Origin of the sequence: Bombiscardovia coagulans (assembly GCF_002259585.1) — a bacterium.
GTDB classification, from domain to species: domain Bacteria; phylum Actinomycetota; class Actinomycetes; order Actinomycetales; family Bifidobacteriaceae; genus Bombiscardovia; species Bombiscardovia coagulans.
The window spans coordinates 13,701-38,378 of sequence record NZ_MWWS01000004.1 but is presented as its reverse complement, the minus strand read 5'-3'; the positions used below and the strand labels follow the sequence as shown (position 1 = coordinate 38,378).

The 24,678-nt window shown below is 44.1% G+C and carries 22 protein-coding genes; 4 read left to right on the top strand and 18 right to left on the bottom strand.

Annotated features, from left to right (window positions below; translation table 11 throughout):
- Positions 1 to 56 precede the first annotated feature (56 nt).
- The 3 genes from BOCO_RS01815 to BOCO_RS01805 form a co-directional block, all read right to left on the bottom strand.
- Positions 57 to 629, bottom strand: coding sequence for a DUF805 domain-containing protein (locus BOCO_RS01815; protein ID WP_094722409.1), 573 nt, complete (start codon positions 627 to 629; stop codon positions 57 to 59).
- 111 nt (positions 630 to 740) lie between these two features.
- On the bottom strand, positions 741 to 1,667 hold the full coding sequence (locus BOCO_RS01810) for an HNH endonuclease family protein (RefSeq protein WP_094722408.1): 927 nt from the start codon (positions 1,665 to 1,667) through the stop codon (positions 741 to 743).
- Complete coding sequence (locus tag BOCO_RS01805; protein ID WP_094722407.1) at positions 1,664 to 1,966, bottom strand: hypothetical protein; 303 nt, start codon at positions 1,964 to 1,966, stop codon at positions 1,664 to 1,666. Before BOCO_RS01805 ends, BOCO_RS01810 begins: the two co-directional genes overlap by 4 nt.
- A gap of 62 nt (positions 1,967 to 2,028) precedes the next feature.
- Here BOCO_RS01805 and BOCO_RS01800 point away from each other — a divergent pair, with 62 nt between their 5' ends.
- Positions 2,029 to 2,706, top strand: coding sequence for a hypothetical protein (locus tag BOCO_RS01800; RefSeq protein ID WP_094722406.1), 678 nt, complete (start codon positions 2,029 to 2,031; stop codon positions 2,704 to 2,706).
- Positions 2,707 to 2,922: 216 nt separating this feature from the next.
- Positions 2,923 to 4,800 carry a hypothetical protein gene (locus BOCO_RS01795; RefSeq protein ID WP_094722405.1) on the top strand — a complete coding sequence of 626 codons (1,878 nt, stop codon included), beginning with the start codon at positions 2,923 to 2,925 and terminating at the stop codon, positions 4,798 to 4,800.
- A gap of 67 nt (positions 4,801 to 4,867) precedes the next feature.
- Here BOCO_RS01795 and BOCO_RS01790 read toward each other — a convergent pair whose 3' ends face one another.
- Genes BOCO_RS01790 through cas5e form a run of 4 tightly spaced genes read right to left on the bottom strand, consistent with a single transcriptional unit; the run spans position 4,868 to position 7,197 of the window.
- On the bottom strand, positions 4,868 to 5,527 hold the full coding sequence (locus BOCO_RS01790) for a hypothetical protein (protein ID WP_094722404.1): 660 nt from the start codon (positions 5,525 to 5,527) through the stop codon (positions 4,868 to 4,870).
- Between the two features lie 18 nt (positions 5,528 to 5,545).
- Positions 5,546 to 5,755, bottom strand: coding sequence for a hypothetical protein (locus BOCO_RS01785; protein ID WP_094722403.1), 210 nt, complete (start codon positions 5,753 to 5,755; stop codon positions 5,546 to 5,548).
- Positions 5,756 to 5,791: 36 nt separating this feature from the next.
- Positions 5,792 to 6,481, bottom strand: coding sequence for a type I-E CRISPR-associated protein Cas6/Cse3/CasE (gene cas6e, locus BOCO_RS01780; protein ID WP_094722402.1), 690 nt, complete (start codon positions 6,479 to 6,481; stop codon positions 5,792 to 5,794).
- Positions 6,481 to 7,197, bottom strand: coding sequence for a type I-E CRISPR-associated protein Cas5/CasD (gene cas5e, locus BOCO_RS01775; protein ID WP_338023398.1), 717 nt, complete (start codon positions 7,195 to 7,197; stop codon positions 6,481 to 6,483). The genes cas6e and cas5e overlap by 1 nt, the downstream gene beginning before the upstream one ends.
- Positions 7,198 to 7,544: 347 nt before the next feature.
- Between cas5e and BOCO_RS01765 the strand changes: the two genes are divergently transcribed.
- Both BOCO_RS01765 and BOCO_RS01760 read left to right on the top strand, forming a co-directional pair.
- Positions 7,545 to 7,910 carry a hypothetical protein gene (locus tag BOCO_RS01765; RefSeq protein WP_094722400.1) on the top strand — a complete coding sequence of 122 codons (366 nt, stop codon included), beginning with the start codon at positions 7,545 to 7,547 and terminating at the stop codon, positions 7,908 to 7,910.
- 184 nt (positions 7,911 to 8,094) lie between these two features.
- The gene (locus BOCO_RS01760) at positions 8,095 to 10,218 is read left to right on the top strand and encodes an ATP-binding protein (protein ID WP_211278674.1); all 2,124 of its coding nucleotides are present in this window, start codon (positions 8,095 to 8,097) and stop codon (positions 10,216 to 10,218) included.
- 793 nt (positions 10,219 to 11,011) lie between these two features.
- On the opposite strand, the gene BOCO_RS01755 is transcribed toward BOCO_RS01760, so the two are convergent.
- The 11 genes from BOCO_RS01755 to BOCO_RS01705 all read right to left on the bottom strand — a co-directional run bounded on the left by BOCO_RS01755 (position 11,012) and on the right by BOCO_RS01705 (position 24,602).
- Positions 11,012 to 11,254: a helix-turn-helix domain-containing protein gene (locus BOCO_RS01755; protein WP_148140036.1), complete on the bottom strand. Its 243-nt coding sequence runs from the start codon at positions 11,252 to 11,254 to the stop codon at positions 11,012 to 11,014.
- 289 nt (positions 11,255 to 11,543) lie between these two features.
- Positions 11,544 to 11,774, bottom strand: a complete 231-nt coding sequence (locus BOCO_RS07365) for a helix-turn-helix domain-containing protein (protein ID WP_148140035.1) — start codon at positions 11,772 to 11,774, stop codon at positions 11,544 to 11,546.
- Positions 11,775 to 12,033: 259 nt separating this feature from the next.
- On the bottom strand, positions 12,034 to 17,547 hold the full coding sequence (locus BOCO_RS01745) for a hypothetical protein (protein WP_094722397.1): 5,514 nt from the start codon (positions 17,545 to 17,547) through the stop codon (positions 12,034 to 12,036).
- Positions 17,548 to 17,643: 96 nt separating this feature from the next.
- Entirely contained in the window at positions 17,644 to 18,675 is a 1,032-nt protein-coding gene (locus BOCO_RS01740) for a hypothetical protein (RefSeq protein WP_094722396.1), read from the bottom strand.
- A gap of 536 nt (positions 18,676 to 19,211) precedes the next feature.
- The gene (locus tag BOCO_RS01735) at positions 19,212 to 19,769 is read right to left on the bottom strand and encodes a Panacea domain-containing protein (protein WP_094722395.1); all 558 of its coding nucleotides are present in this window, start codon (positions 19,767 to 19,769) and stop codon (positions 19,212 to 19,214) included.
- 417 nt (positions 19,770 to 20,186) lie between these two features.
- Positions 20,187 to 20,588, bottom strand: coding sequence for a hypothetical protein (locus BOCO_RS01730; protein ID WP_094722394.1), 402 nt, complete (start codon positions 20,586 to 20,588; stop codon positions 20,187 to 20,189).
- The gene (locus tag BOCO_RS01725) at positions 20,572 to 21,426 is read right to left on the bottom strand and encodes a hypothetical protein (protein WP_148140034.1); all 855 of its coding nucleotides are present in this window, start codon (positions 21,424 to 21,426) and stop codon (positions 20,572 to 20,574) included. The genes BOCO_RS01730 and BOCO_RS01725 overlap by 17 nt, the downstream gene beginning before the upstream one ends.
- Positions 21,420 to 22,214, bottom strand: coding sequence for a hypothetical protein (locus tag BOCO_RS01720; protein ID WP_094722392.1), 795 nt, complete (start codon positions 22,212 to 22,214; stop codon positions 21,420 to 21,422). The genes BOCO_RS01725 and BOCO_RS01720 overlap by 7 nt, the downstream gene beginning before the upstream one ends.
- A 45-nt stretch (positions 22,215 to 22,259) precedes the next feature.
- Positions 22,260 to 22,724, bottom strand: coding sequence for a hypothetical protein (locus tag BOCO_RS01715; RefSeq protein ID WP_094722391.1), 465 nt, complete (start codon positions 22,722 to 22,724; stop codon positions 22,260 to 22,262).
- Positions 22,712 to 23,263 carry an ImmA/IrrE family metallo-endopeptidase gene (locus tag BOCO_RS01710; RefSeq protein ID WP_094722390.1) on the bottom strand — a complete coding sequence of 184 codons (552 nt, stop codon included), beginning with the start codon at positions 23,261 to 23,263 and terminating at the stop codon, positions 22,712 to 22,714. The genes BOCO_RS01715 and BOCO_RS01710 overlap by 13 nt, the downstream gene beginning before the upstream one ends.
- A 790-nt stretch (positions 23,264 to 24,053) precedes the next feature.
- Positions 24,054 to 24,602, bottom strand: a complete 549-nt coding sequence (locus BOCO_RS01705; RefSeq protein WP_158520386.1) for a hypothetical protein — start codon at positions 24,600 to 24,602, stop codon at positions 24,054 to 24,056.
- Positions 24,603 to 24,678 lie beyond the last annotated feature (76 nt).

The following is a 24,678-nucleotide window of genomic DNA, read 5'->3' as shown; positions in this document are numbered from 1 at the left end:
GTCCCCCACCTTGTAATATTGATGAGGGACACTATATTCGCTCAACAGCTTATACGTTAATACGTTCTAGTAGTATCACCTACTTGAATACTGTTAACAGCATTCCAACTATTATCTCGTTCTTCATCATTTACTGTATCCTCTACTGTTTTAGGATAACGGGAAGGAAAACACAAAAGCGGAACCTGCGAAAGAACAGCCAACACTATGGCCACTATTGCTAACCCACCGAACAGACTTTCATCTCCAACATGCATGTTTTCGCATGTGACAATAACAGATGCTAAAAACGTTAAACCTACCGGTAGCAATGCCAGCCAGCCTGACAGCATCAGATCATGCGAACGGCGAACCATGAGAGCATAATGAGGAATACAACATACTATGGAAAACAGTGTAGGAATAATAATCAGAGCACCAGAATCAAACAATCTTGACAAGCCTTGAGACATAATAGCTACGAATACACCAAACATCCATAGCTCTTTACGACAGGCACGCCCTTTACCTCGAGCAAACAGATAAAAAGGCCTCTGCCAGCATTCCTGCAAAGTAGCATCTGGCATAGCATCATATCCCTTCATCAATTCAACTCGTCGATGTTGTTTTGCAAACAAGGCAATAGACATAACACTCCTCCTTCAATGAACTGTAAAATCCACAGATTATTCAAATTGTTTACACGTATACGACCATTGTTCGTACCGTCATACAAGCCGTAACCAGTATTGTTATCAGCTTTATTTAGCTATGCACCCACTGAGCACATGAATAGTTTCTTGTTTCTCTTTCGCGCTCATAGTCAACCCCCATGTGTGTTTAATAGAGACTCTTTTAGAAATATAATCACAACGATATTGAGGATTATCTGGCATCCAAATATTTGGAGCACCACTATTTTGGGCTCTCCACTGCGATGTATTGTTAAAATCTAATCCAGCTCCTTTTGCCGTATTTGCAGACCCATCGACTGCAAGCAACACATCAGGACTGTTAGCATATTGAACACGTTTTTGCTGATCCCAGGTTCGAGCCCCTGAAGCGTACGCATCCAGTAAAGCGACTACATGGTCAATTTGTACACTACTGCTGGTGGTTTTCCCTCTCGTAAACATTATTGTTTTATTCGTATAAGGATCTTGTAAAACACCTGTTTCTATCTGACAGCGTTTATTTTGATGAGTATTCGTAAGATCGCGTTGTAGAATGACATCTCGTGTTGTAGCTGAACCGCACATGCTAGCGGCTGGAGCCCATCCCCCGAACTGTTGTTGGCGATTATATCCAGCGATATGTGGTTGAGCTATCGGAATACTAGCTACAGTGGTTAACGCCTCCTGCCAGAGTGCAGGATTGGTTCCCCACTGGCTACTATGAGGACGTTTGTTTGATGAAGATGGTTGACTTGCATGTGATGGTTGTTTTCGATCTGGGTTAGTGATTTTACCTAACCATTGATTAAGACTTTGCACATCACTTTCGCGAGAAGGTTGCTCATGTGATTGTGTTAACTGGTGTATGTTAGCATCAGCATCACCAATACCAAACGCATTACTGATAGCCTTCCATCCCCCGGAAGCGATAAGAATAACAACAAGCACGCAGACTAAGAAAATCGCTACAATCTTGTCAAGAACGGTTGATAAAAGACTTTTACGTTTACTCATATAATCTGAACTCCTACATAGATGGGAGCATGAACTATTTCAAGAAACCAATTAATTAATGGGTTAAGCCAGGTAAATTGAATACCTAGAACACCTAAGATTCCGACGATAAAAGTGACTGCTAACAGGAACGCGCCTGCACGTAGTGCGAAATCAATAGCACGTAAAGTTCGACGTAAAGCAAACCCTAACAATAAACAACATACAACTAGAGCTACGAAAACACTAAGAAATCCTGGTGAGGTTACATTCGACCAGAAAGCTTTCCATGCAGTAGCCATAATATCGGTAATACTCATACTCCTGAGCTATGCGGCATAGGTGTTAGTGCCAACACAGACAAAGATTAAAGGAGTATTTAATGAGCAATGATGCGCGTAAACCAAAAAACTCTCCTGGTTCCACAGGAGGACAATACGATACTAAACCAGGTGGAAAAGGTGATGATCTTCCCAATTTAACTGCCATACAACACCCACTTGAAGCTCGTATATTCAATGCTAAGGAAAAAACCGCATTCATAAACGCATTACCAGACGTGAAAAACGATGCTAAACAATGGAGGTCTTATTATGAGCGTAACTATGATTATGTGACACTAGGAATGCGTGGACCAGTTATAGCTTTCTTTAAACCAACTATTCAAACAGCCATCCCATATGATGACATGGAAGAACGACCTGACAAACAACAATCCTTACATGATGTATTTGTTGAATATAATCTAAGTCATTTCGAAGATATGAGTGCAGCTTATTGGAAGAAATATGGTCGAACTAAAGGAGACCCATATATTACAGCACCAAATGAAGACCAGAATTTGAGCGATGATATTAGTTTTGATAAATATCATAAGATCGGACAAAAGGATCCATTCCAGTCTAAAGGCGAGAAGCGAATTTATTTAACTGACGAAGAGATGAATCAGGTGCTAGCGGCTAGTGACCAATTAAAAGAGAAATACCAACAACGACTTGAATTATACTGGAAGTCTCATTCCGATAAGATTCATCTTGCACCCTATTTCGCTAATCGTTGAGCTTTGATTCCCCTTAACATGTCCTTCCATAGTCAGTGTAGTTGATCTTGGAAGGACATAGTCTGTGTTGAGAGCACTCGCGCAAAACCCATATATGTTGTTTTACGAGCGAGTCAGCTTGTTATTCAACGTTAAAGTACTCTCAAAAGGAGCTTGAATAAGCGAATAAGAAGACAGATCACTAGAAGTATTGTGCAAAGTCGCATAGAAAATACCATGAAACAGTTTGAATGTGTATTCCCGGCGCAAGTAAAAGACCGTCAGGGAAATAATATTATTTTCGATCCAGCTAATAATGCCAGTCATAGACGTTTACTAGATCATAAAATTAAAGAATTTAAAACCGGTAATCCAGATGCTGCTGACGCTGTACTTGATTTTATTGACCAGGATAGGCATGTAGCTGTGTTAGTTGATCGCAGTGTCAGCTCGGTAGAAGGGTCAGGAAATCGTCGTGAGATTCGACTTTCCGCCTCACAAAGCACACCTAGTGCTGGAGCAAAAGTACAAGCAATGTATGAGCAGAAATACCCTGGATTTAAACTCACACAATTTCACCCCTATGAAGGACGTGCAGTTATTGAGAAACTATCACCAGCACAATCAACTGCAAGAGGACTACTTGCCAACGCATTAAACATTGATCCTTGGCAGGTAAGCGTAAAAGAAACCTTAGAAGGCGGATGGGAATGCGTGCTGGATCACACTATCATATACACTCCCAGTAAGTATGATGAGAAAGTACAGGAAGCCTGCCAGCAGATAGGTCATTTAGGCTGGTGGTTCGAAGCTAACGCTAAAACAGGTGTTATTATCATCCATCCTGGCGAACCTGCCTCATTCCAACCTGCACACGAATATCCGCTATCTCAATTAGGTACTGCTCAACAACAAGCACTCACCCCATTCGGAGTGCTCCTCCCCCAGGCTGGAGGGCTAGAATATAAGCCAGCTGTCATTGACTGGCAAGAAAGCAGTTTTCTCCTTCTTGGTGGCGAAGGAGGAACAGGTAAAACAGTAGCGTTGAATGCGATACTAGCAGGTTTAATTGCACAACATGTTGATTTAAGTGTCATTGACTTGGACAACAAAAGTACTGACTTTTACTGGCTGCGTCCTTGGGTGACTCCACATCATTGGGGCTGTGAATCCATAGTCCAGGCAGCAGGCGTACTTAACCTACTCGTAGAAGAAATTGAGCATGGTGAACGAGCTAAAGTATGGAAAGAAAATGGTTGGCAAAGCTGGTACATGATTCCAGACTGGGCTAAACAACAATACCCGATACATGTAGTAGTAATAGACGAGTTTAGTAGTCTGGTAGACACAGCCAGCGTTTGTAAAAGCATCCCAAACTCAGAAAAAACACCGCCAGCAGTCATAGAACAAACTTTTACTGGGCAAGCTGAATATGATATTAAAACTAAAACCTTACGATTACTTCGCACAGCTCGAGCACAAGGATATCGACTCATACTCGCCTCACAAACCGTAAACGATCGATCAGGACTCGGTCCCACCACACGCGACTTATTTGGACATCGAATCGTCATGGGACCAAACCCTAGTGATAGTCTCGTCAACGGTGTCTTCCATGATCCTAAACACATGCCTAATGTTCCGGCGAACATTCTCGATGAAGGTGTCTCGAAAGGCGTTGGTAGAGCAGAACTCGCAGGAGAACGTGGACAAGTCTTCAAAACCTATTGGGCTGGAACCAATACACAATCAGATACAGAAATCTACGGACGCACTCTCACTAATCTTATCGGTTTACCTGAAGATATTAATGAAACCCGCTACCTAGACACGTTACGTCATCACGGTCCTGATAACCCTCCAGACGGCGAATACATGCGATATTTAACCGAACGAATCAGCCTTCCTTATGAACAAGCATTGGCTTCAGATGGGATACTAGCATTATTACGTGAAGCATTATACGAATCACAAACCACTTTTTCTGCTAACTCATCAACGAGCGAAAATGATACTAGTAACCATGAAAATGATTCAGTGCCTGTACAGGATGCAGGCAGTGGTGCCCAACTCATGGATGCAGAACAATTAGCTAAACTGTTAAGCCAAGGATAATAAGATTCGTTAATCTCATTTGCTTAAGTGTTCCTTGATAACAGTATAACCTTATTCACACTAACGATCATGAAGTATAACCTAACGGGTGTGGTGGTTGAGCATGTTGAGCACTAAACTTCCATTCTCTGGTAATAGTGTTATCAGCACTCATGATCTGGTATATTGAGCTGCCTGGTTGAACGCGTTTGTTTACCGTCCATCCTTGAGGTAGATGTTCAATACGGACAGAGCATCCGACGGGTGTATCCCATTGACCATCTTGCAATGGGTTAAATTCTGTAATAGGTGTTTGTATGTAAGCTCGCACGTATTGTAAATCAGAAAGATTATATATAGAGGGAAGCTTATTACTGTCAGTATCATTTTCTGTTAGCTCAGGTACAAAGTCGAAATGCCATATGATTCTTGCTCCCTGTGCATTCGTTACACCACATCGAGCATATGCTACGTCATCAGGTATTTGCTGTCCAACATTGATGAATACTTGCTGGTTCTGCGAATTAAAATAACCTGTAAATACCCGTAAATCAGTGTTTGCTGGTATTCGTAAAAACAGTGTACTGCGAGCAATAGTGTATCGCTGTTGCGAAGGTCTCAACTTATCAAAACATTGTAACTGGGTACCTGGTTCTAGAAGACAAAATAGTTGAATATTAGCAATTTGCTCTTGTTCCAACTCGGTAAACTGTGCTTCGTGAGTGGTGCTTCGTTCGTTCTTGCTCATCAGTAATGACTTCCTCTTTCAAGGGTTGCTTGCTTCATGCGGTCTTTTCCTATGCGCTGGCCAGAAGTGGAAATGAACCGCTAATTCTGGCGGAGGAGTTCCCATCAAATTGCTTGTGGAAGCACGATGATGCTGTTTTTGTGCATCGTATTCTTCACATTTAACCCCAGCAACTGATTGTGACGACTGGTCTTGATGAGTTGGATCAGCATGCTTAGGTACACCCATAGTATGGAAACTCCACTGTAAACTAGCTGAAAACAGTCACTTCTGCTGCATGAAAGGCTCAATAGTAAGGAGACCACAACCAAATCCCTTAGCTTTACCTAATCCAAAAGAGAGCATCTTTCGAAAAGCATCGGCATCTGTTACTTCCAAACCACCATCAAAGAGAGCTGTATAAAGAGTAACTGTTGCCCCTTGTCTGCGAAATTGTTGCTTCTGCTGTTCTCGAACAGTGAGGTGAAGTCCTTCGTCAGAGCCTAAAATCCGAAAACCATTTTTGAGGGAACGCTTAAGAAGCCACTGCTCCTGCTGACCAACAGTGACATGACCTTCAATTTTTCCTATGAGCGGGTCTTCTATTCCATACCTGCTCTTGTCTGCTGCTCGTCGAACAGGGTTTGCTCGTAACCGAAAATGCCACTGCTGACCTACCGCTATTTTATTCAAAAGAGTATGGTAATCTTTTGTTTCCCATTCTGCATAGGCGGGCCATCCAGCTTGCTCCACTATGTGTGTAAAGTCAGGCTTTTCTACACTTACCACATAGAGGAAAACACTGTGATTGCGTTCAGAAAAATCAAGCCGCCACAATAGCCTACCTTCGTCACTCACTCGAGGTGCCCCTGGAGGAAAAGCATGCTCAACAGCAGAGTGCATCTTGTATGGAGACTGGACCAACTGCTTGGCTCCAGCCCTGGCCATATTCAAAGGAATACGTGAAAGATACATTACATCTCCTCGAAGAACATGAAATCGACACTACTTTCTTCTGTCACATCAGGAAAACCCATGGAATCACTGGATTTCACTTCCTCTGAATGAACAGAGTCAGGATTAGGTACCCGGAAATGATGGACAGCACGGTTGGCATACCGTCTCTGCTTCATGCTGAAGCTCAAGGGCGTGTCAGCTTGATTCTGGGATATTTCGCCTTCATGTGCGTCGCATGCAACATCTAGGTCAGGTAAATGATACCGTCTCTTATACCAAGAGGCAGCATGCCAGGACTCACGACACAAAGCATCTCGTACATCCTCATACTCATCATGAATGCCAAGAGTAATCGGTAGCGTAGCTGGACAAGACCTTCTACCCAAGAACAAGGGCCACTTGGGAGATCGCAAAGCACTATCTAGACTAATCAGTAATTCATCATTCCCCGATAGAGCAACAAGGAAGGCCGCGTCAGCTAAATAATACCGGTTTGTAAGCGGCATAGACTTGCCCTTTTCAGTCTTCTCAGTTTGAAAATCCCTGATGATGCGACCTCGTTGCTCAACTCGAACACCAAATTCCAATTCAACAAGATCTTCGATCTCATCTTCACGGCTACGCCCTTGAGCAGACGCCAACAAACCAATAACACCACTTTTTGTGGGTTCACGTCGTGTGTCATTTACCAGAGTTTTAGACTTACGATAATATTGCATGATGTCCGTCCTCACAGTGAACTGACAATGTTTTTAAACGTGTAACGGTCACGTTTTCTCGCGGGAAAGCCAATAATACGATTACGAATATCCTGTCTATCCCTTAACACTCTCATTAAGGACATGACAGTAATACTGCAATCCTTGTTTTGTCTTCTGGTGAGTTCATTCATGCGAGTCACCTTTCTACTAGTCATTCCTGTACAACCCCTCACTTATCTATATGCGTCCAAAAATAAGCAGCAAGTATTCAACGGTGAATACGAGTGTCTTTTACCAGATGATGGTGTATGGAAAACGGTTGACGATAAGCGCATAGGTGTGCTTGTACCATATAATCTAGTGCTGAAAGGATAAAACGCATGAGCAATGATGCGCGTAAACCAAAAAACTCTCCTGGTTCCACAGGAGGACAATACGATACTAAACCTGGTGGAAAAGGACAAGACTTACCATCTCTAGCAGAAGCTACTCAAACACCAACAAACACAAACCAGAGAGACGATTCTCAAACAACCAATAACACTATTATTAACAGTAATGGCACCGAATTTGATGCCAATCAGTGGGATGCGATTGTAAATCTCATGGATACTGATCTTCGTGAAAAGCTGCATAATAAGCTTGCTCCTTGTTCTGAGCAAGAATTCTTCTCGGCTTACGCTAAAGCACATGAAGAGACATTCGGTGAAACATGGGAGTTAGACAGCGAACAACCAGTCTGGTAAAACCATTCGGCTGACTTGCTTGTATACAGGTCAGCCGTTTCAATGAGTAGAGTAATACCATGTAAGCAGTAAAACTACAGTATGCACAATGCTGATATTGCTATTTTACTTGGATGATGCTTCAACTACGTAAACAAAGTAGTGAAACTATGTTAAGCATTCAGGCTGTTAAAGGACATATGTTATGACAAATAATGAGACAAGTTTCCTTGTGTCTTATGATAACGTTGAACGTGACCGTATCGAAGAGGAGATGCCTGATATGCCGATGACTACTTCATTGAAAGGAAGGCTAACCAATACGAGTCTTCCTAAAACCCATGCACTTCTTCCATTATTTGAGGCTGTTGTCAACAGTATTCAGGCGATTGATGAACGGTTCCCAACGGATCAAGACCATGGGGAAATTGATATCTATATCAATCGACCAGAACAGGGTGCGCTGTTTAAAAACGACGCATCGGATGTTTCTGGATTACCTATTACTGGTTTCGTGATCAGGGATAATGGTATCGGTTTCACGCCCGAGAATCAGCTATCATTCGAGACTTTGGATAGTGATTATAAAGTTTCAAAGGGTTGTAGAGGCATGGGCAGGTTACTATGGCTTAAGGCGTTCGAAGAAGTTCATATTGAAAGTGCCTATGTTGATGATATTCAGAAACTTCAGGAAGTTTCGATAGATTTTTCCATCACTAATGAAGTAGAAAAAACCGACAGTCTAAACCATACGTTTCACTCTCCAGGCACTAAGGTTATGCTCAATGATTTCAAAAAAGAGTATCGTGAAGCTGCATTAAAAACAAGAAGTTCCATTGCTCAAGCACTTTTGGAGCATTGTCTCTGGTTTTTCCTCAGACCTGGTGGTGCTCCCAAAATTACGGTACGTGATATTGACGGTAACAGTTCTCTGGATGACTTGTTCAATGATTCTGATGCATCGGATTACGCTTGTGATAGTTTTAAGATCGAATCGGAGACATTTGACTTTGTGCAGTATAAATTGCGTTCAACTCATGCTAAGCGTAAACCAACACTCTATTGGTGTGCGGGTGACAGAACCGTCTTCGAAGAGAATCTGACCGGTAAACTCCCTGGTTTGTTCGGTGAACTAGAAGATGAAGAATCCAAATTCTCTTATATTTGCTTTTTATCGTCTGATTACCTTAATCGAAATGTCAGATCGGATAGAACAGCATTCGATATACAAGACGATGGCCTATTTGAAAACGACCCTCTTACTATGACTACGATTAGAGAACAAGCACTTACATGTAGTGAACGGTTTTTAAGGAAATCGCTTGAGAAAATAAAAAAATCTGGGGAAGAACGCCTTGAAAATTTCACTGCTCACAAGGAACCGAGATACAGGCCATTAATAAAGAGAATGAAACAGGATGGTATTACTGTAGACCCGACAGTGTCCGACCGGGAACTTGACCTTGAAATGCATAAACTGCTCCTCGCTGAACAGCTTAAGGTATACGAAAAAGGGCAACAAATTTTCGCGGATGTTCATAACCAGGAACTAGATGAAGCATTTGAATCAAGGCTCAAAAATTATCTGGAAGATGTTAGCGATCTTAACAAGTCCGACCTCGCAGCTTATGTTTCGAGAAGAAAGGTTATTCTCGATCTGTTATCCAAAGCAATTGAGCGTAATGATGACGGAAAATACTGTAAGGAGTCGGTTGTTCATCAACTGCTTATGCCGATGCAAATTAATTCAGATGACTTGGAGTCAGACCAATCGAACTTATGGGTCATCGATGAACGTTTAGCTTTCCATGACTATCTAGCCTCCGACATTCCTCTGGACAAGATGCCAATTACCGATTCTCAATCCGTAGATCGTCCAGATATTCTGGCAACACAGACTCTCAGTAACCCGACTTTGACAGCGGACAGGGCAACCCCGTCCCTCGCGTCAGTCACGGTGATAGAGTTCAAGCGTCCTATGAGGAATGACGCGACGACGGAAGACAAGAACCCTATTGCTCAGGTGCTGGGTTACCTTAAGAAAATCCGCGATGGCAGTGCACGTACTGCGAAAGGAAGACCAATAACGGCCGTGAAAGACGCACCTGCGCAATGTTATGTTATCGCTGATCTCACACCAACGTTGAAAGACCAATGCGAAATGAGCGGACTTAAACTAGCTCAGGACCATTTAAGTTATTTTGGTTATAACGAGAATTATGGGACAACAATCCAGGTTATTTCTTTTGATGGACTGCTCAAATCAGCAGAAGAACGGAACAAAGCGTTCTTTGAAAAGCTCGGTCTGCCAACAACAGTCAATAGCTGAAATAAAGGTAATACCAACGAAGAGCATGGTTAGCACACAGTTTTACCCTTCAATAGTTGCGGACAATTGGTGCGTACTTCCATCGTAGTACGCACCAATTGTCCGCAACAGAGTGAATATACCGTAAGAACGTTTGGATGCTTCAAGTGCCGTATTCGTGGCATAGCTTCTTCTCAACCAGAATAGTTTTTACGTAGCAGCTTCCAGAAACTTTGCAGTAGTTCAAGTCACGTATTTAAGTAAAAGTCCCATGGTAAAAAGCCAATTCATAAGGGATGCGCTCAATTATCGACAACACCCAACCACGGGACCTCATTGTGACTCTTGCACTCAAGATCCCTCCCAGTCGCATTACCATACTCTTTAACAATGCGATTAAGAATGTACTTATCATCATCATCATTAAAAAACACTAAGCTCTGGGTCACACTCACTCGAAAACACTACAGGATTGTATTCTCATACTTTGTTTGAGCAATCTCAGTCATTCGAAGCACACTGCAAGTTGTATCCTTGAAACAGCACTATACAAGCTGCATGCTTGTTTTCTCGCATCCTATACAAACGTAAAAATAGTATGGTTCAAAATATATCAATTACAACCTCGCTGTACTCGAAATGAGGTGTACCCTACCGCTTAAGCTACCACCTTGTTATCAATGACAAGGAAACGAGTTCGTAAGTTAGGAATTATTGGGGCGGGAGGACTGAGTTTGTTCGCTATGTTGTACTTCGTATACGTGCGAATCGCGCAATTATGATGTTCGTGGCAAAGTGTTCACTATAGGTAAGATTAATTTTTATAGTCAAAAGCAGCTGACATAAGAGATAACGCATTGGGGTACCCGAAGAGTGGTGCTATTGCCTCGATGTCGTCTATCTTCCATGTGGAGTGTTCCATAAGGTGCTTGGCTATATATGACTGAGCGCGACCGCTTGCTCTTGCCATGTCGTCTTGTGTGATGCCTTTACGTTTCATGACATCTCTCATATAAGAAGAAACGGCATCGTTAGATCTATATTTTTTATCTCTCATGTTCACCATATTAGTTCTTGAAAAAAGACGAATAAGTTCAAGACACTATCGCATTATGCAAGTGCGCTCAAGACAAGCAGACAGATAGATAGATTTCACGCAATTGGGAGTAACCAGTACACTGTAAAAGAAGCTCACATCGTAATGAGACGGTGTGATAAGACTGCTGTTATGGCACGTATTCTCACTGTGGCGAGAACTACAACAAAGGATGCTTAAGCGAAACCCTAGTCGATTTACGATGGGGCAAATCTTGAGTTTTGCAAAAGATATGAGGATTCCAGAAAAACTACTCAGTAAACAGCTTTTCTGGGCTGATGTCCCACGCTTGGCAGATAAGCTCAATGTCTGAAAGTGCCCATTCTGCTTCATCTTTTATGCGTGCCCTTATATAGGTCTCACTTCGACCAATTTGCCTACTTAGTGCTCTGCCTGAAAGTCGACGTACGCCCATTCCTGATCTGATTGATTTACTTATTTTCCGATTGAAGTCACTAACTTTGATTGTCTTTTGTCCCATACTTACTAAGAATACGCATTTATGCGCGGATTATCACGCTTATACGTTTATTTAGATAAATCTTCAATAATGATGAACCAAGTCCAACTTTGTTTGCCCTCAAATTGCAACGATATTGGTAAGCACATAATTATCCCATTGTATCTTGCGTCTATTCGTACTGAAATTAATTACCAGAGCATTGTTTGTCAGATTCAGTAAGAAAGGAGAGTGAACACTATAACAGTATTCACCCTCCCCTATAGTTAGCATTCAGCAGTTATGCTTGCTTCCTATGGTGTGCTATACGGTTACTGCGCTTAGCATTGGCATGTATACCAATGAGAACAAGAACCATAAGCACGGCAACCACTAGAATACCCGCTAACCGTGTACCCGTTACTGGTAATGGCGGTTGTTTCACATTCACGCTTTCACCTGGGACACGTGGTTGACCGTACACTATCGGAGGTCCGTCCCGATGCTCTGATGGCAGCAAGCGTTCCCTATAATAGTGAAGACCAGCATGTACCGCTTTATGCTCAGGTCCTTGTACTTCATGTGCGCCAGCAGGTACAGGCACACAATCAGTAGTGGTTTCCAGCTTATCCAAGCTCACATCAGAACCCTTGTCTTGCTTCCAGTATTCAAACGCGATGCAATACTTCGTGCTTGACGGTACAGTACCTTCAATCAATGCTGTGTCATGGATCATGTCACCTACCATGGCTTCGCCTTTAGTTTTAGTCGTAACCTTGATAACGTTAAAGGTTTCATCCTCAACCCGGGCTTTATCCGTGAATAGAGGCTGTAAAACACACGACTTACTATCAGGTGTACTAGCTTCTTCCTGTTGTCCTGGAAGAGGAGCTTGTAATGTGGTCGGGCATGCCTGGGTTAAATGATGCGTAGTGTATGCACCATCTTTACCTAGGGTTGGAGTCATTAGCATATTCTTATCATCTCGCCGTGGGCTGGTGATACTGAACTGCCAGTAAATACTATCCCCAGGTTTTGTTTCCTTATAAGCGTGAGGTGTTGTAATCACTGTTTTACCTGTGGTGAGAGCACCACGAGCTTGAGCACCCTCAACAATGGCAGCACCATGAGCGGGATCATAATAGTCTAAGACTTGCTCATCTGCTGACCCGTCACCAGGCTGTTGACGCCATGCTTTCCAGGACACCATCGTGCCAGGTGCTACAGGACCGGTAATCGTGACCTGGTCGGTAGCGGGTGTACCAGACTGGATGAGCCGTTGCGTATGACTGACTGCTGTAATCACACGGAAGGTTTCCGCTAGATCACGAGCAGATCCATACTTGATGAGCTTACCGTCAGGCCCGCTGATACGGATACGCCAATAATACATGCCCACATCGGTAGGGATAATGTCACTCGAGGAAGCGTTTGCTTGCCCGTCACTGAGAGGCACACCCTCCTTATCGATCGTGGTTACCAGCTTATCCTTAGCACTATCATCACTAGTGGTGTCCTGCTTCCATAATTCCCATGAGGCTTTCAAACTTGGTTTGAGATCATCTCGAATATCCTCATCTTGAGCATATTGAATATGCTGTAGGTCAGTGTCATCGTGAATGGCCATACCTAGCATGATTTGTGGTGTCACTTGTGTAGTGGCATCGATAGCACGAGTTGACTCGTGAGGTACTCGCTCATCACCTCGATGGAAATCAGTATCATCACCAGGCAGGCGCACATGTTCCACCCAATAATAGTCGATAGCTTGCGGCACGCTTACCTCGCGGGAAACAACCTGTTGTGTGCTATCACCATTCGTGCATGGCTTATAACCCAGGTCGGATAGTTTCACGGGAGATAGAGACCCTGCTTGAGTTTTAGACTCATACTCATGTAATTCAAACCCGATCGTCGCGTCTACTGGTAGACAGCCGTCGATAATAGCAGTGTCTGTGGCTTTACCATGTTTACTGCTCCACTGGTAGGTGGCGGTAGTGACTCTCACCGCATGGAAGCTTTCAGCTTTAATTCGTTTATCACTAACCACTTCACGTTCACCGTCTGGACTCCAAGGCTTACCGTCAGCTTTAGTGAACACATACTGCCAGTAATAGTCACCAGGATCAGTGATATCAGTGAGCGCGGATTGTAATACGGTCGTTGCTTCAGCTACATCAGTGGCCGCGATAGAAGCTATCTGCTTGTCTTGTGTGGGATCATCACCAGGAGCCTGCTTATACAAGCGGAATCCAAGCTTATACCCGGCTGGCACATGACCTTCAATCTTAGCGTGATCATTGGTTTGAGCACCTTTAGTGACATTCAAATAATGCTCACCGTTCGCTGTGGTATGAATACCTGTCATACCAGTGACATCAGTAGTGATACGAATCATTTCGAATTGTTCACTAGCATCGTGATCCGTGTTAGCGATGAGTTCACTGTGCTGATATCCAGCATGCTTATCTGGTGCGGGAGCCCAATCAGGAGGCAATATGATGCCAGCAGTACTAGCTTCTACTGGCCCGCCTTGCTGGTCTGGAGTCCAAATCTTATGACGGAACTGGTAGCCTCCCGGTTCTGTAGGCGCGTTCATACTCACTGGTATCACACCATGACCTGTAATAGCAGCAGGAATAGGTTGAACACCAGTGGAACTGATTTTCTTCACGGCTATACCATTAGCATCACGAGACCATAATTCCACTTCATACTTACTATCAGCAGGTAGATTACCATCCACGATCAATTGTTCTTCCACATGCTGCTGGTCTGTGGTCCACGCGGTTTCGCTAGCACGAGAGGTAACGCGAATCACATCAAAGCTTTCACGCTCTACTCGTTGCGGAGCTTCCCAGACAAGACCATCTGAAGCGACACCTATATCACGTAAATGCTGCGCATCAACACTATTCGTGACACGCGCCCGATAATAATAGGTTCCAGGAGTAATGGAAGAAGGTAGCGAGAAGGTTTCAGACCTGATTTTCTGTTCGAAATGCTCCTGCTTATTCGTAGGAACTTTCGGCAGATCAATAGGCTTACCATCTACAATCTTCGCGTCTTGAGTCACATCACCAGTGTGAGACCAGATACTAAATTGTGCTTGCGTACCAGGCATGGTTTGACCCTCACGAGTCTTTGATTCCATGTCTGAACCCCATTGAGCATAATATTTCTGGGTTAATGCATCATAGGTTTCAATAGTTTTCGTACTATACTGCTCATCATTAGTGGACAACCATTTCTTAGCAGTATCCGTAGCATACTCTTGTACTGGTGTACGCTCACTATCATCACCATAATGGCCTTCATCAATCACAGCGCCATCAGGTCCGATGAGTTGATGCACCCAATAATATTGGCCAGCAGCTGGATACGTACCAACATTCGCTTGGAAACTATATGATCCAGGGCGAGCACCAAGCTTAGCTATATCTACAGGAAACTCTTTCGTACCTACCAGCTGTCCCTTAACAGGTTGGGCTTGCCCTTCATGCTTATAGTAGGATACACGCACTATCGAACCAGCAGGAATATTACCTCGACCTACACCATTCGTTTTATCAGCAACAGTGATAATATCCCAGGCAGGACCACCCACAGCACCCTGAGTTTGAGCGATGGAGCTAATCGTTCCACCACCCTTAATCACCGTGCTTTCGCTTTTAATACCAAGCTCATGAGTAGCTACAATAGTGCCATTAGCATCATGTAAAGCAGCCTGCCAGTACACCGTACCACTTGACTGAGCTTGAATCGATGATGATTGAACATCCACGGAATGACCTTGATGAAGCGTAGTTAACTGGTCAGCAGACAACACATGCTTATCCTGGTCAAGAATCTTACCCACACTAGGATCAGGTTTACCAACAACCGGCTGATACGCATCAAACGTAACATACGCGCCTTGAGTAATATTCAAATCACCAACAATATGCGCAACATCAAAGAAACTTTCCCCCACAAGCACCGAATCCGGGTTAGTGTTCGAAGTCAAATCAATCGTTGCCTTTTCTTTCGTCACGAACGTTGATTCGAACTGATCATTATAAGCGCTTGTATATTTCGCTACACGATCACAACCAGGATACGAGAAAACAAACGTGTAATACCCGGTTTTCGTCCCCGGTATCGACACGTGAGAACCATCAGCTAAAGGACTACCAGCATTACCACCAGCAACCCGAATATCTAAACGCTGATGATACGTGTTACCTTCTAAATCAATAAGCTTACGTAAATCATACGTCAGTGTTTGTAAGAGCTTATGATTCGCATCAGGTGTCGGGGCTTGTGGTGTGGAAGGCATGAAACGCATGTCTGCTTCTTTAACACCTTCATCCGCTCCGGTAGCACCTGACCACCATACTTGTACTGTCGCATTACGCTCATCAGCACCAAAACCATTACCACCCTTGAAATCACCCAAATCTTTAGGCAACCCAGTCACATGTATCACATCTCGAATATCAGCACCCGTCATAGCATGAGGTTCAGCAACTTCAGACCAAACGGATGTTTGAATATGATGAACACTAGACTCAGGTACTTGACCTGCTGTGTGAATATAATCGGCTTTAATATTACCTTGAGCAGCTCCTGCATCACTCTTACGTATAATCCAAACCCAGTTACCAAACAAACCGTCTTCAGGATTCACATACTGCCTACCACGTGCTTGTCCTGTTACCTCATTAGTTTGATTCGGCCCAGTAAACACAGTATCTGCTGTAGCTACTGGCTCACCATAACGTTGTTTCACTCTTGCTAAATACGAGTCCACGTTTTCAGGATTTTCAATACCACCAGTTTGCGGTATCGAATCAATAGGAGCTTTACTTTGGAAATAATAACCATGCGCTGGAACACTGGTGCCTGGCACCCATGGCGCATCTCCACTAAGACCAGAAGTAACTTTATCTTTTACAGGCTCACCACGCGCTAATTGTTTCGAACTCACCTGAGTACTAACAGTAGGCTGGAAACTCAACTGCACCCTAAACTGAACCTCATTGCCACTTTTCGTTAGAGGGTCGCCCGCCATGAATACATCTTGAGAGGATGACGCTAACTTTTTGGCAGTCGAAACTTTATAGAAAGGACGAATTCTGACATCTCCGTTACCGGTTGCCTTCCAATGGATAACAGTCTCTGTTTGACCAGTCACCCCAGAAGTCGGTCCTGTTACATTCACTGGACCAGAAACTTCAATACGCCAAGGTATCCCTTGCACGTAGTTCCCAGCAGAGTTTTTTATAAAAACTCGTATATCTCCTTCGCGTTGAGCTTGTGTGTATCGATAGTCTATCGCACCACTGTCTGGGACATTTTGTGCTGCATCATTCCATAGTTGTGTTGCTCTGTTGGCTACGTCTGCCATGTTGGCACCCTCAAGGCTTTGTCGTTTGTAGACACTCCAAGCTGATGATCCTTGGTCTAAATGATCATGGATAGCGTATTGGACGGCGGCTTGAGTCATATCACTCATATCGCCTTTATTTCGGTCTACTAGAGTTGCGCCTATTCTTGAATTCATGTCATCGGCTAGCTGCCAGTTGCCATCTAAACTACCAGCAGGTATACCGGATTCGATGCAGTAGACAGGTAAACCGTCTTTCATACCTAATACACCTAGTCCTACACCGTGTTTACCAGCGAATACTGGTCCTTCTCTAAACGGGTTAAACCAGTAGCCTGGTCCCGAGTTAGTGGCAGCTTGAGCGGTTACAGTACCGCCTATAAGCGTGGCAGCGCCAACAATAAACGCTATCAACGCCATACCAAATTTACGCAACGTTTGTCGCATAGGTACTCCTTTCATAGAGTTACCCATACCTATGCGCATAAAAAATCCCCAGTCATAGACAGTTACAACCGGGGATTTAGTTAGTTATTTATGGGTTCAATTACCAACACAATTGCCATTGTTGCAAATTAAGTGATGATCTCCTCCCGGGAATAATGCCCAATCATCATTACCGCTTGGTGCTGGTTGCTGTGGTGCGGGAACTGGAACTCGAGGCGCTGGTGCGGGTGCTGGTTGTGGTTGGGCTGGCGCTCGCGGTGTTACCGGTGCGGGTGTTATTGGTTTACTACCGGTTTGCGGCTGGGAAGAACCTTGACCCGGAGTACCCATGGGAGCATTCACAGCAGCAGGATTATTAGGAGTAGTAGCTACTGGTTGTTGAGCAACAAGCATAGTAGCGTTCATGTTCTGGGTGACGGAACTCATCGTACGATCAAGATTAGCTCCAGCTTTCACATAATCATCTGCTTGAGTTGAAGAAAGTTGATCAGCTTCACCTATAGCCTGCTGTAACGCTTCACGACACGTATTATCCGCTACCTTATGCTCAGAATCAGCTAACAGTTTACGAGCTTCTTCCTTCTTAGCATGCAACTGGGTTTGAGCATCAACGAGAGTTTTCTTCACTCGAGAAGCATTCACAACAGTACGTTGATGGTCCAGAGTTGTGAGCAGTTGCGCATGCCGTGTATTCCACGTGTTAGCCGCTTGCTCACTATGTTCCAACTCACGAGTACTCATACCCGGGTCACATGAAACACTCAGCTCATCTTCTTTCACCGTGTGCAACGTATCAGCAAGTGTTTTCACTGTAGTAGGATCTGCTACCTGTTGTTCACCACCTGAGACCAGAGTACGAGCATCCTGCACACTCTGAGTAAGCCGCTTACTGGTTTGCTCAGCACGAGTACCCGCGTTCGTGCAAGCGCTAAACGCTTTCTGGTGAGCTTGCTGCTGAGCATGCTGATACCAGAAAACACCCACAACCACCATCACCACAACAACACTGACAGCAACCACCAACACCCACAAGCGTTGAATATTGATAGTTTTCTTTCCTGGTGTCTTAGATGGTAATGGCTTACTGGTTTCATTAACCTCATCGTTCGACTGGTTTGCAACGTTCATAGTCGCCCCTTCATAACAGTTGTTTCTATTACCAGTGTACTGGTAACAAACACGTAAACTAGTGACACTATGAATATGCGTCCAAAAAAGAAAACAGACCCATAAGACAGGAAATCCCCCCTCTAACAATTCCCTACCACTGTCACTATCGTTATACATCATCATAAACGACAATCTCTAATATGAACCAACAAGCACTAGTTTAACAACATGAAATATCGAATAACTCATACCTGATACCAGACACTGTCACCAGCTAATCTAGTTACACAAGCCTTGTAAACGCCAACGATGCTACATTACTGCCCGAAGCTGTTTATCAGTTTTGGTTCATGCTAGTGCAACCCTTACTTGCTTTTAAGGTGCTATTGCTTCGTTAAACCTTGGACTTGGAGGAGATTGGCAGGGGTAGTCTTGCCTCGCACACGCATTCCGTGGTTCAGGCTCTCTGTAAAGAAACTCGTCCAAGACTATGGGTTTCGTCACGTTTGACTATTTTGTCCTATAGTGTGGCTTCTATGCATTCGCATCATGTGTCACTCGGCCAGCAGGGAACTCATCCAGTCGCCATCTTCTTGGGAAATGAACGTTCGGTCAGACACGTCAGTCAAGTTCGGTATCGGTGCCGCATGGCTCTTGGAGGGGTCGGCCTGCAATGCGGAATAATAATCCAGCATGCTCTCTCGTGTTATGATCTTATCGTCGGTTTCCCTGGCATCAGACCATGGATTCTCAGCATGACTTATCTCCTCGAGCTTGTCGTCGAGGTCACCGTCCTCCACTTCGTTGTATGATTCCATGACATGTTCGATGAGAGACCGTTCCTCGATAGTCAACTGATTGGCATCACTATCAAGAATCTCTCGTGGGAAAATGTACTTATGACTCCCGCAATATGAGGTAAAACTATCCTGTACTACTGGGCCATGCTCCCCTGCCTCTATCAGCTCGCTGAACAGTTCTCTGTCCTTTGCCACAAGCATCCATGCCTGGCAGTAATAAAGTAAATTCTGTAGTGTTAATGTCGTGGTCATGTGACCTTGTGCATGCCTTTGACTCAGAATATACCGAGCAACATCTCTTGCCTTCGCCATGTTTTCACCACCTTCTCATATCTCAGAATCATTGGAACATGGAACTTTCTTCAAGACAGACCATACCAGTAAGCTAACACCCCATCGATTGTTGTGCTATATCAACGGTAATACGCCTACTTCGTGAACATAAGTGTCATACTATGCAAACTCTTACTTTGTCAATTGGACACCAGACCACCGGAAACGAACGATTTCAGGCGGCCAGTCCCAGCAAATTTCCAGTACCCACTTATACGAATTAGATGGCCTCGCCAAGGAGAGCGGAAAATGTTCCTAAAACATGGGCTCACATGAAGTGTAGTCTTAACATAATAGGCTCTTTTCCTGCACGTTAGTAGTAAAAAACAGGCGGGAGTACCCCCCCGCCTGTTCCATAAGCACTCGTTGTTGACACTCACAGTGCAAGTCTAAGAATCATTCCGATGAATCCATACGCCAAGGCTGGAAGCAGGAACTATCAGCCTTTAGCACTGTGAAATCACCATCACCATCTATGAAGCCTATAAGCATGTCATACCTTCGCAGTACGGGTGTCGGGAAGATGCTCGATGACTCATACTTCTGTTCACCTAGCATACGAACAACGATTACCGGTGCACTATATGTTGGGTATGGCAGCATCTTCATGTTTGGTTTCCACTCTACAATGTCACCAACCTTAAATGGTATGGGAGTCACATAATTATGCTGAGCTGCTTTTAGTTTATCTACGTAATCCGGCTGAGCAACTATCTCTTGGTACTTTTCCAACTGTACTAATCTAACATCGTTGTCCATTCTGACGTTATCGGTTTTTTCTTTATCGTCTGATTCCATCATTCACACCTTTCAGGGATCCAAACTTTAGCAAAAGATTTTGCAAAGATTGTTTGTAATCTTTATAAATATCGCTTAGGTCGTCTAAGTCTTGTTCTAAGGCTGCGGATGAGTAATCCGACTGTGGTGACTCTCTATCGGATAGTCGTTGACCTCTTAAATTCTCCTCGCGATTATGAACCATTTCATCGAATACTGCTCCATCTCCATGCAACTCTTCGAATGTTTGTATGGCATCCAGCTTCAACAACTCATAGCTGTCAATCTGTTTCATCTCATAATAATAAAGGGCACGCTCTATGTGCTGGTGCAAGACAGGAGCATATGGTGCATTTATCTCGCGATACGCTATACTGTCAACAATGTTAAAGGTTTTTTCAATCAAATTAGAACGTTTTGCCATATCATCGAACAGCTGGTTATCTAAGCATATGACAGCATTATTATAGATTTCATTTCTATACTTAATAAAATCGTTCAAATTTCCTAATCTGAATCTAGCACCCTGCAACGATTTCCATGAAACCATATCCGTCAAGACCTGATGAAGTCTACCACCTACAGTTAGGACATTCCTGAAGAACTTAGCCGACGAAAGCCATACCAGGTCGCCAGATTGGATAATCATACCCTCTGGTACCGGAGTAAGATAGTGTGCTTCTCCTTCAGGAACAGAATTATAGCTTTCTTTATCAGCCAAGCCCCATTCATCTTTCATCGCAACATACAAGTCGGACCCCAATTTGAAGGCAGGATGATACGCTAAGAAGCCTCCCGCTTCTGTATCGCAGCTACCAACAAACCCCCACAACTTCAAATTCGATTCTGTTCTTACCATTGCTGATTCACCTCCAACCATCGGCGTGCTTCCCTTGATGCATCTAGTCCTTCAACACGTGTGACTTTCGTATTATTGTTGAGAAAGTTGATAATTCGTTTTCTATCTCCTATGGCGTATTCCAAGTTCCTGATTGTTTCCCCTTTAAGAAAATCCATATCATCAGCAGTGATCCAGATGTGACACAGTTTTAGATTAACCGTTTCCTCTTTTTCGGAAGTTGTGTCGGGTAGAGTTTCTTTGGACGTTCTCGCCTCCCATACCCAGCAACGCGCGTCCGACACGCTTCCTGATGAGGGTATAGCTATTTCTGCACAATAATGTTTACTCGGAACTTTGCCGCCAACATATTCACTAACATATGTAGTATCATACGCGCTTTTGGTCCATTCTGAAAACTGATCCTGATAGCAACGACCGAAAGAGTACTTAGAAACTAAAGCCTTTTTTTGCTCTGGAGTATTTAATGCAAATTCATCTGAGACTGTGGATATCCGTCCAGTGGCTACAGCACCTGTATCAAAGGGAGATACCTTGAAAAGCGTCCTCCCCATATCTGAAAAATCGGGTTCGAAAGCAAATACTTGTCTACCAAAGGAAGGATGTTCGAACCCGACATAATAATAGGAATTAGCTCCTATGTTTAGCAATGACTCGCTTTGCGACGTTTTTGTACCAGATGGCAAACTGTTCGTAGTTCCTAGAATTCTGCCATATGTCAATGGAATCCATGAATCGGAATACTTATCGACATCACTTCTTAGCCCTTGAATCCAATATGCAACCATTGATCTTCTCTCATCCGTACATCACTCAACATGTGAGCATGTGAACTACCATGAAAAGGGAATCGGGAAGCTCACACCTATGGTCTTTTCCACTACCATACATATGAACATAACCGATCCAGCTACTACAATTGTTTCTAAGAACTCATCAGCGATCCATGAAAACAAAAAGAACTTGGGATGTTCAGCACTGAGCATTCTCACCCTGTCACATGGATTAGCTTCCCCATGCACCATGTTTGCCACTTTTACAAAAAAATGCAAGAATGGATGCCATCCTGATGCCGCCAGTAATGGTGCAGCCTCAGAAGATCCTCCAAAAGGTCCTTTTTCTGGACTCATATCCTCAACCATTTCAAGCCGCTGACTACCATCTACTGGTTGTCGAAATCCTACTTCCTTCACGGAATCCTTAAGCTCAGCACCCGTGACGGGCTGATCATCTCCGAATAGCACATTTCCGTCGCTGTCGAGGATTTCATTTCCGTTGCTGTCGGTTATGGCGTACATGTCAATCCTAGGAGTTTCGACCTATAGGAGACCGCATCCACGGAAACCTTGAAAAAATTAGCTATGTCGATATCCGAGTTACCACTCTCTTTCAACTCACGGAACTTCTTCTCTGGCATGAGGAGGCTTCCCGCGAATTCGTTAGCTATAACCTCGAATACGTTCCCACGGTTCTCGTCAGACCTCGCGTCGATGTACCCCTCACCAGATCCGATAGGTTTGACCGTGAACCCATCGAAGCTGTCTGCGGACGCGTGCGTCATGTAATGCCCAAGCTCATGTGCTGCGGAGAACCGCTTTCTGCTCGATGGCTGGTCTATATCCAAATACATGGTCGCTGAGTTGTCTCCACCGACGAGCATTCCCCAGAGATCTGTACCAAGCTGCGAATCATACACTTCGACACCTGCCGCTGTTGCAATCTTGATAGGGTCGACGGGAAATTTGCCGGGTGTCCAATAATTACGGAGCGTGTCCTCTGCGAGCTCCCTAGCTATTTTTCTGGCATCACCGTATGTCATTACTTTATTTTCATTCATATTCTCGCAGCACCTCCTATCTTTTCAATTTTGACTACTGATTGCTACTCATAATTGTTAAATTATTAATAGCAATATTAATAATACAATAACGGCGCCTATACCACAATTTTTTACATAGCCTTGTAAAAACTTAGCTACGTGTCGTAATTCTTGGATTAGTCAATTCTTAAGGCGAAAACGTTAGGGAATAATGTTGTCCGTATGGAACATATTCACTGCGCGTCCCTTATTTTCTTTATTTTTACTGACTGTTTCTTTTGCGTGGTGTACATCTAGTTTTTATTGATGTTCTGTGAATCCTAAAGGAACAAAAATGAGAACAACCAGCAGACCTTACAGGAACGTGGAAACAAGTCAATGGCGAAAAAGACCACTATCAGGAAGCCACCATTACTGCTGATAGCATCGAAATCAATAGGATAGCACCGGACACTAAAAGCCTATATTGGTCAGGCAGCTACACCGCTCCAACAAAAGCCTGTGCTTTTTCGTGGACCAGCACCGGAGACACTGAGAAGATGAAGGCAAGCCTCCTGGGATCCCAAGACCCAGCAAAGAACTTCAAGTATTCTAACGGCGAGATAACGTATCAGTCCAGCGCCATGGGCACGACGACCAACATCCGACTGAAGAAGCAGTAAGAACCACTCACTTGGCCCCGCTTCGGCGGGGTCTTCGCATAAGCGGACAACTGTTTCAAAAACGCAATAGTTCAAAACGGGATGGTGGGGGCCACCCCCCCCACCTGGTTCGGACAGACACAGATGATCCATCCCGCTTGCCGATGTCAGTCGGACGACTTCAAAAGATTCTCTATAGGCAGCATGCTGATGAAAAAGATCCCATCATCAGGACCATTCGGCGACTCTTTTTCGGCCACCTTCTGGAAGCCGGCTTTACTGTACAGCCTTTCATACAGTTTTTTCCTGGAGTCCACCAGCACGAACCGTCCGCCTGCTATCTGCCTAGCCTCCAAGATTCTCGCCAAGGCCTCCTGCAGCAGCGTCTCCCCGGGAAGTCTTTCACGCCCCACATCATTCCTGCGGGCAAGTTCTCCGATCGTGTATACACCAATGAAGCCATCTTTATTATGCATATGTCGAGACAGATGTTTTTGCTTCTTTCCAGACAGCCCCTGCCAGAATTCACTGTTTTTGACCGATGTCCATTCGAGGCTTGTGATACCAAGAGTGAAGAATCCAAGGAGATCATTGCTGCCCTTCTCGAGTACGAGATAGGTACGGGACTCGCCACAATCCTCATTCCAGTACACCTCACCAGTGGCCATAAAGTCCACGATTGTCTTGCTTGCCTTATGGGGGGTGAAATTCGCCATCTGCTCTTTGATGGACTTAACAAAGTTTTGGTCGGGGTGAGTATCCAACTCGCTCACCCCGACCACATAATATTCA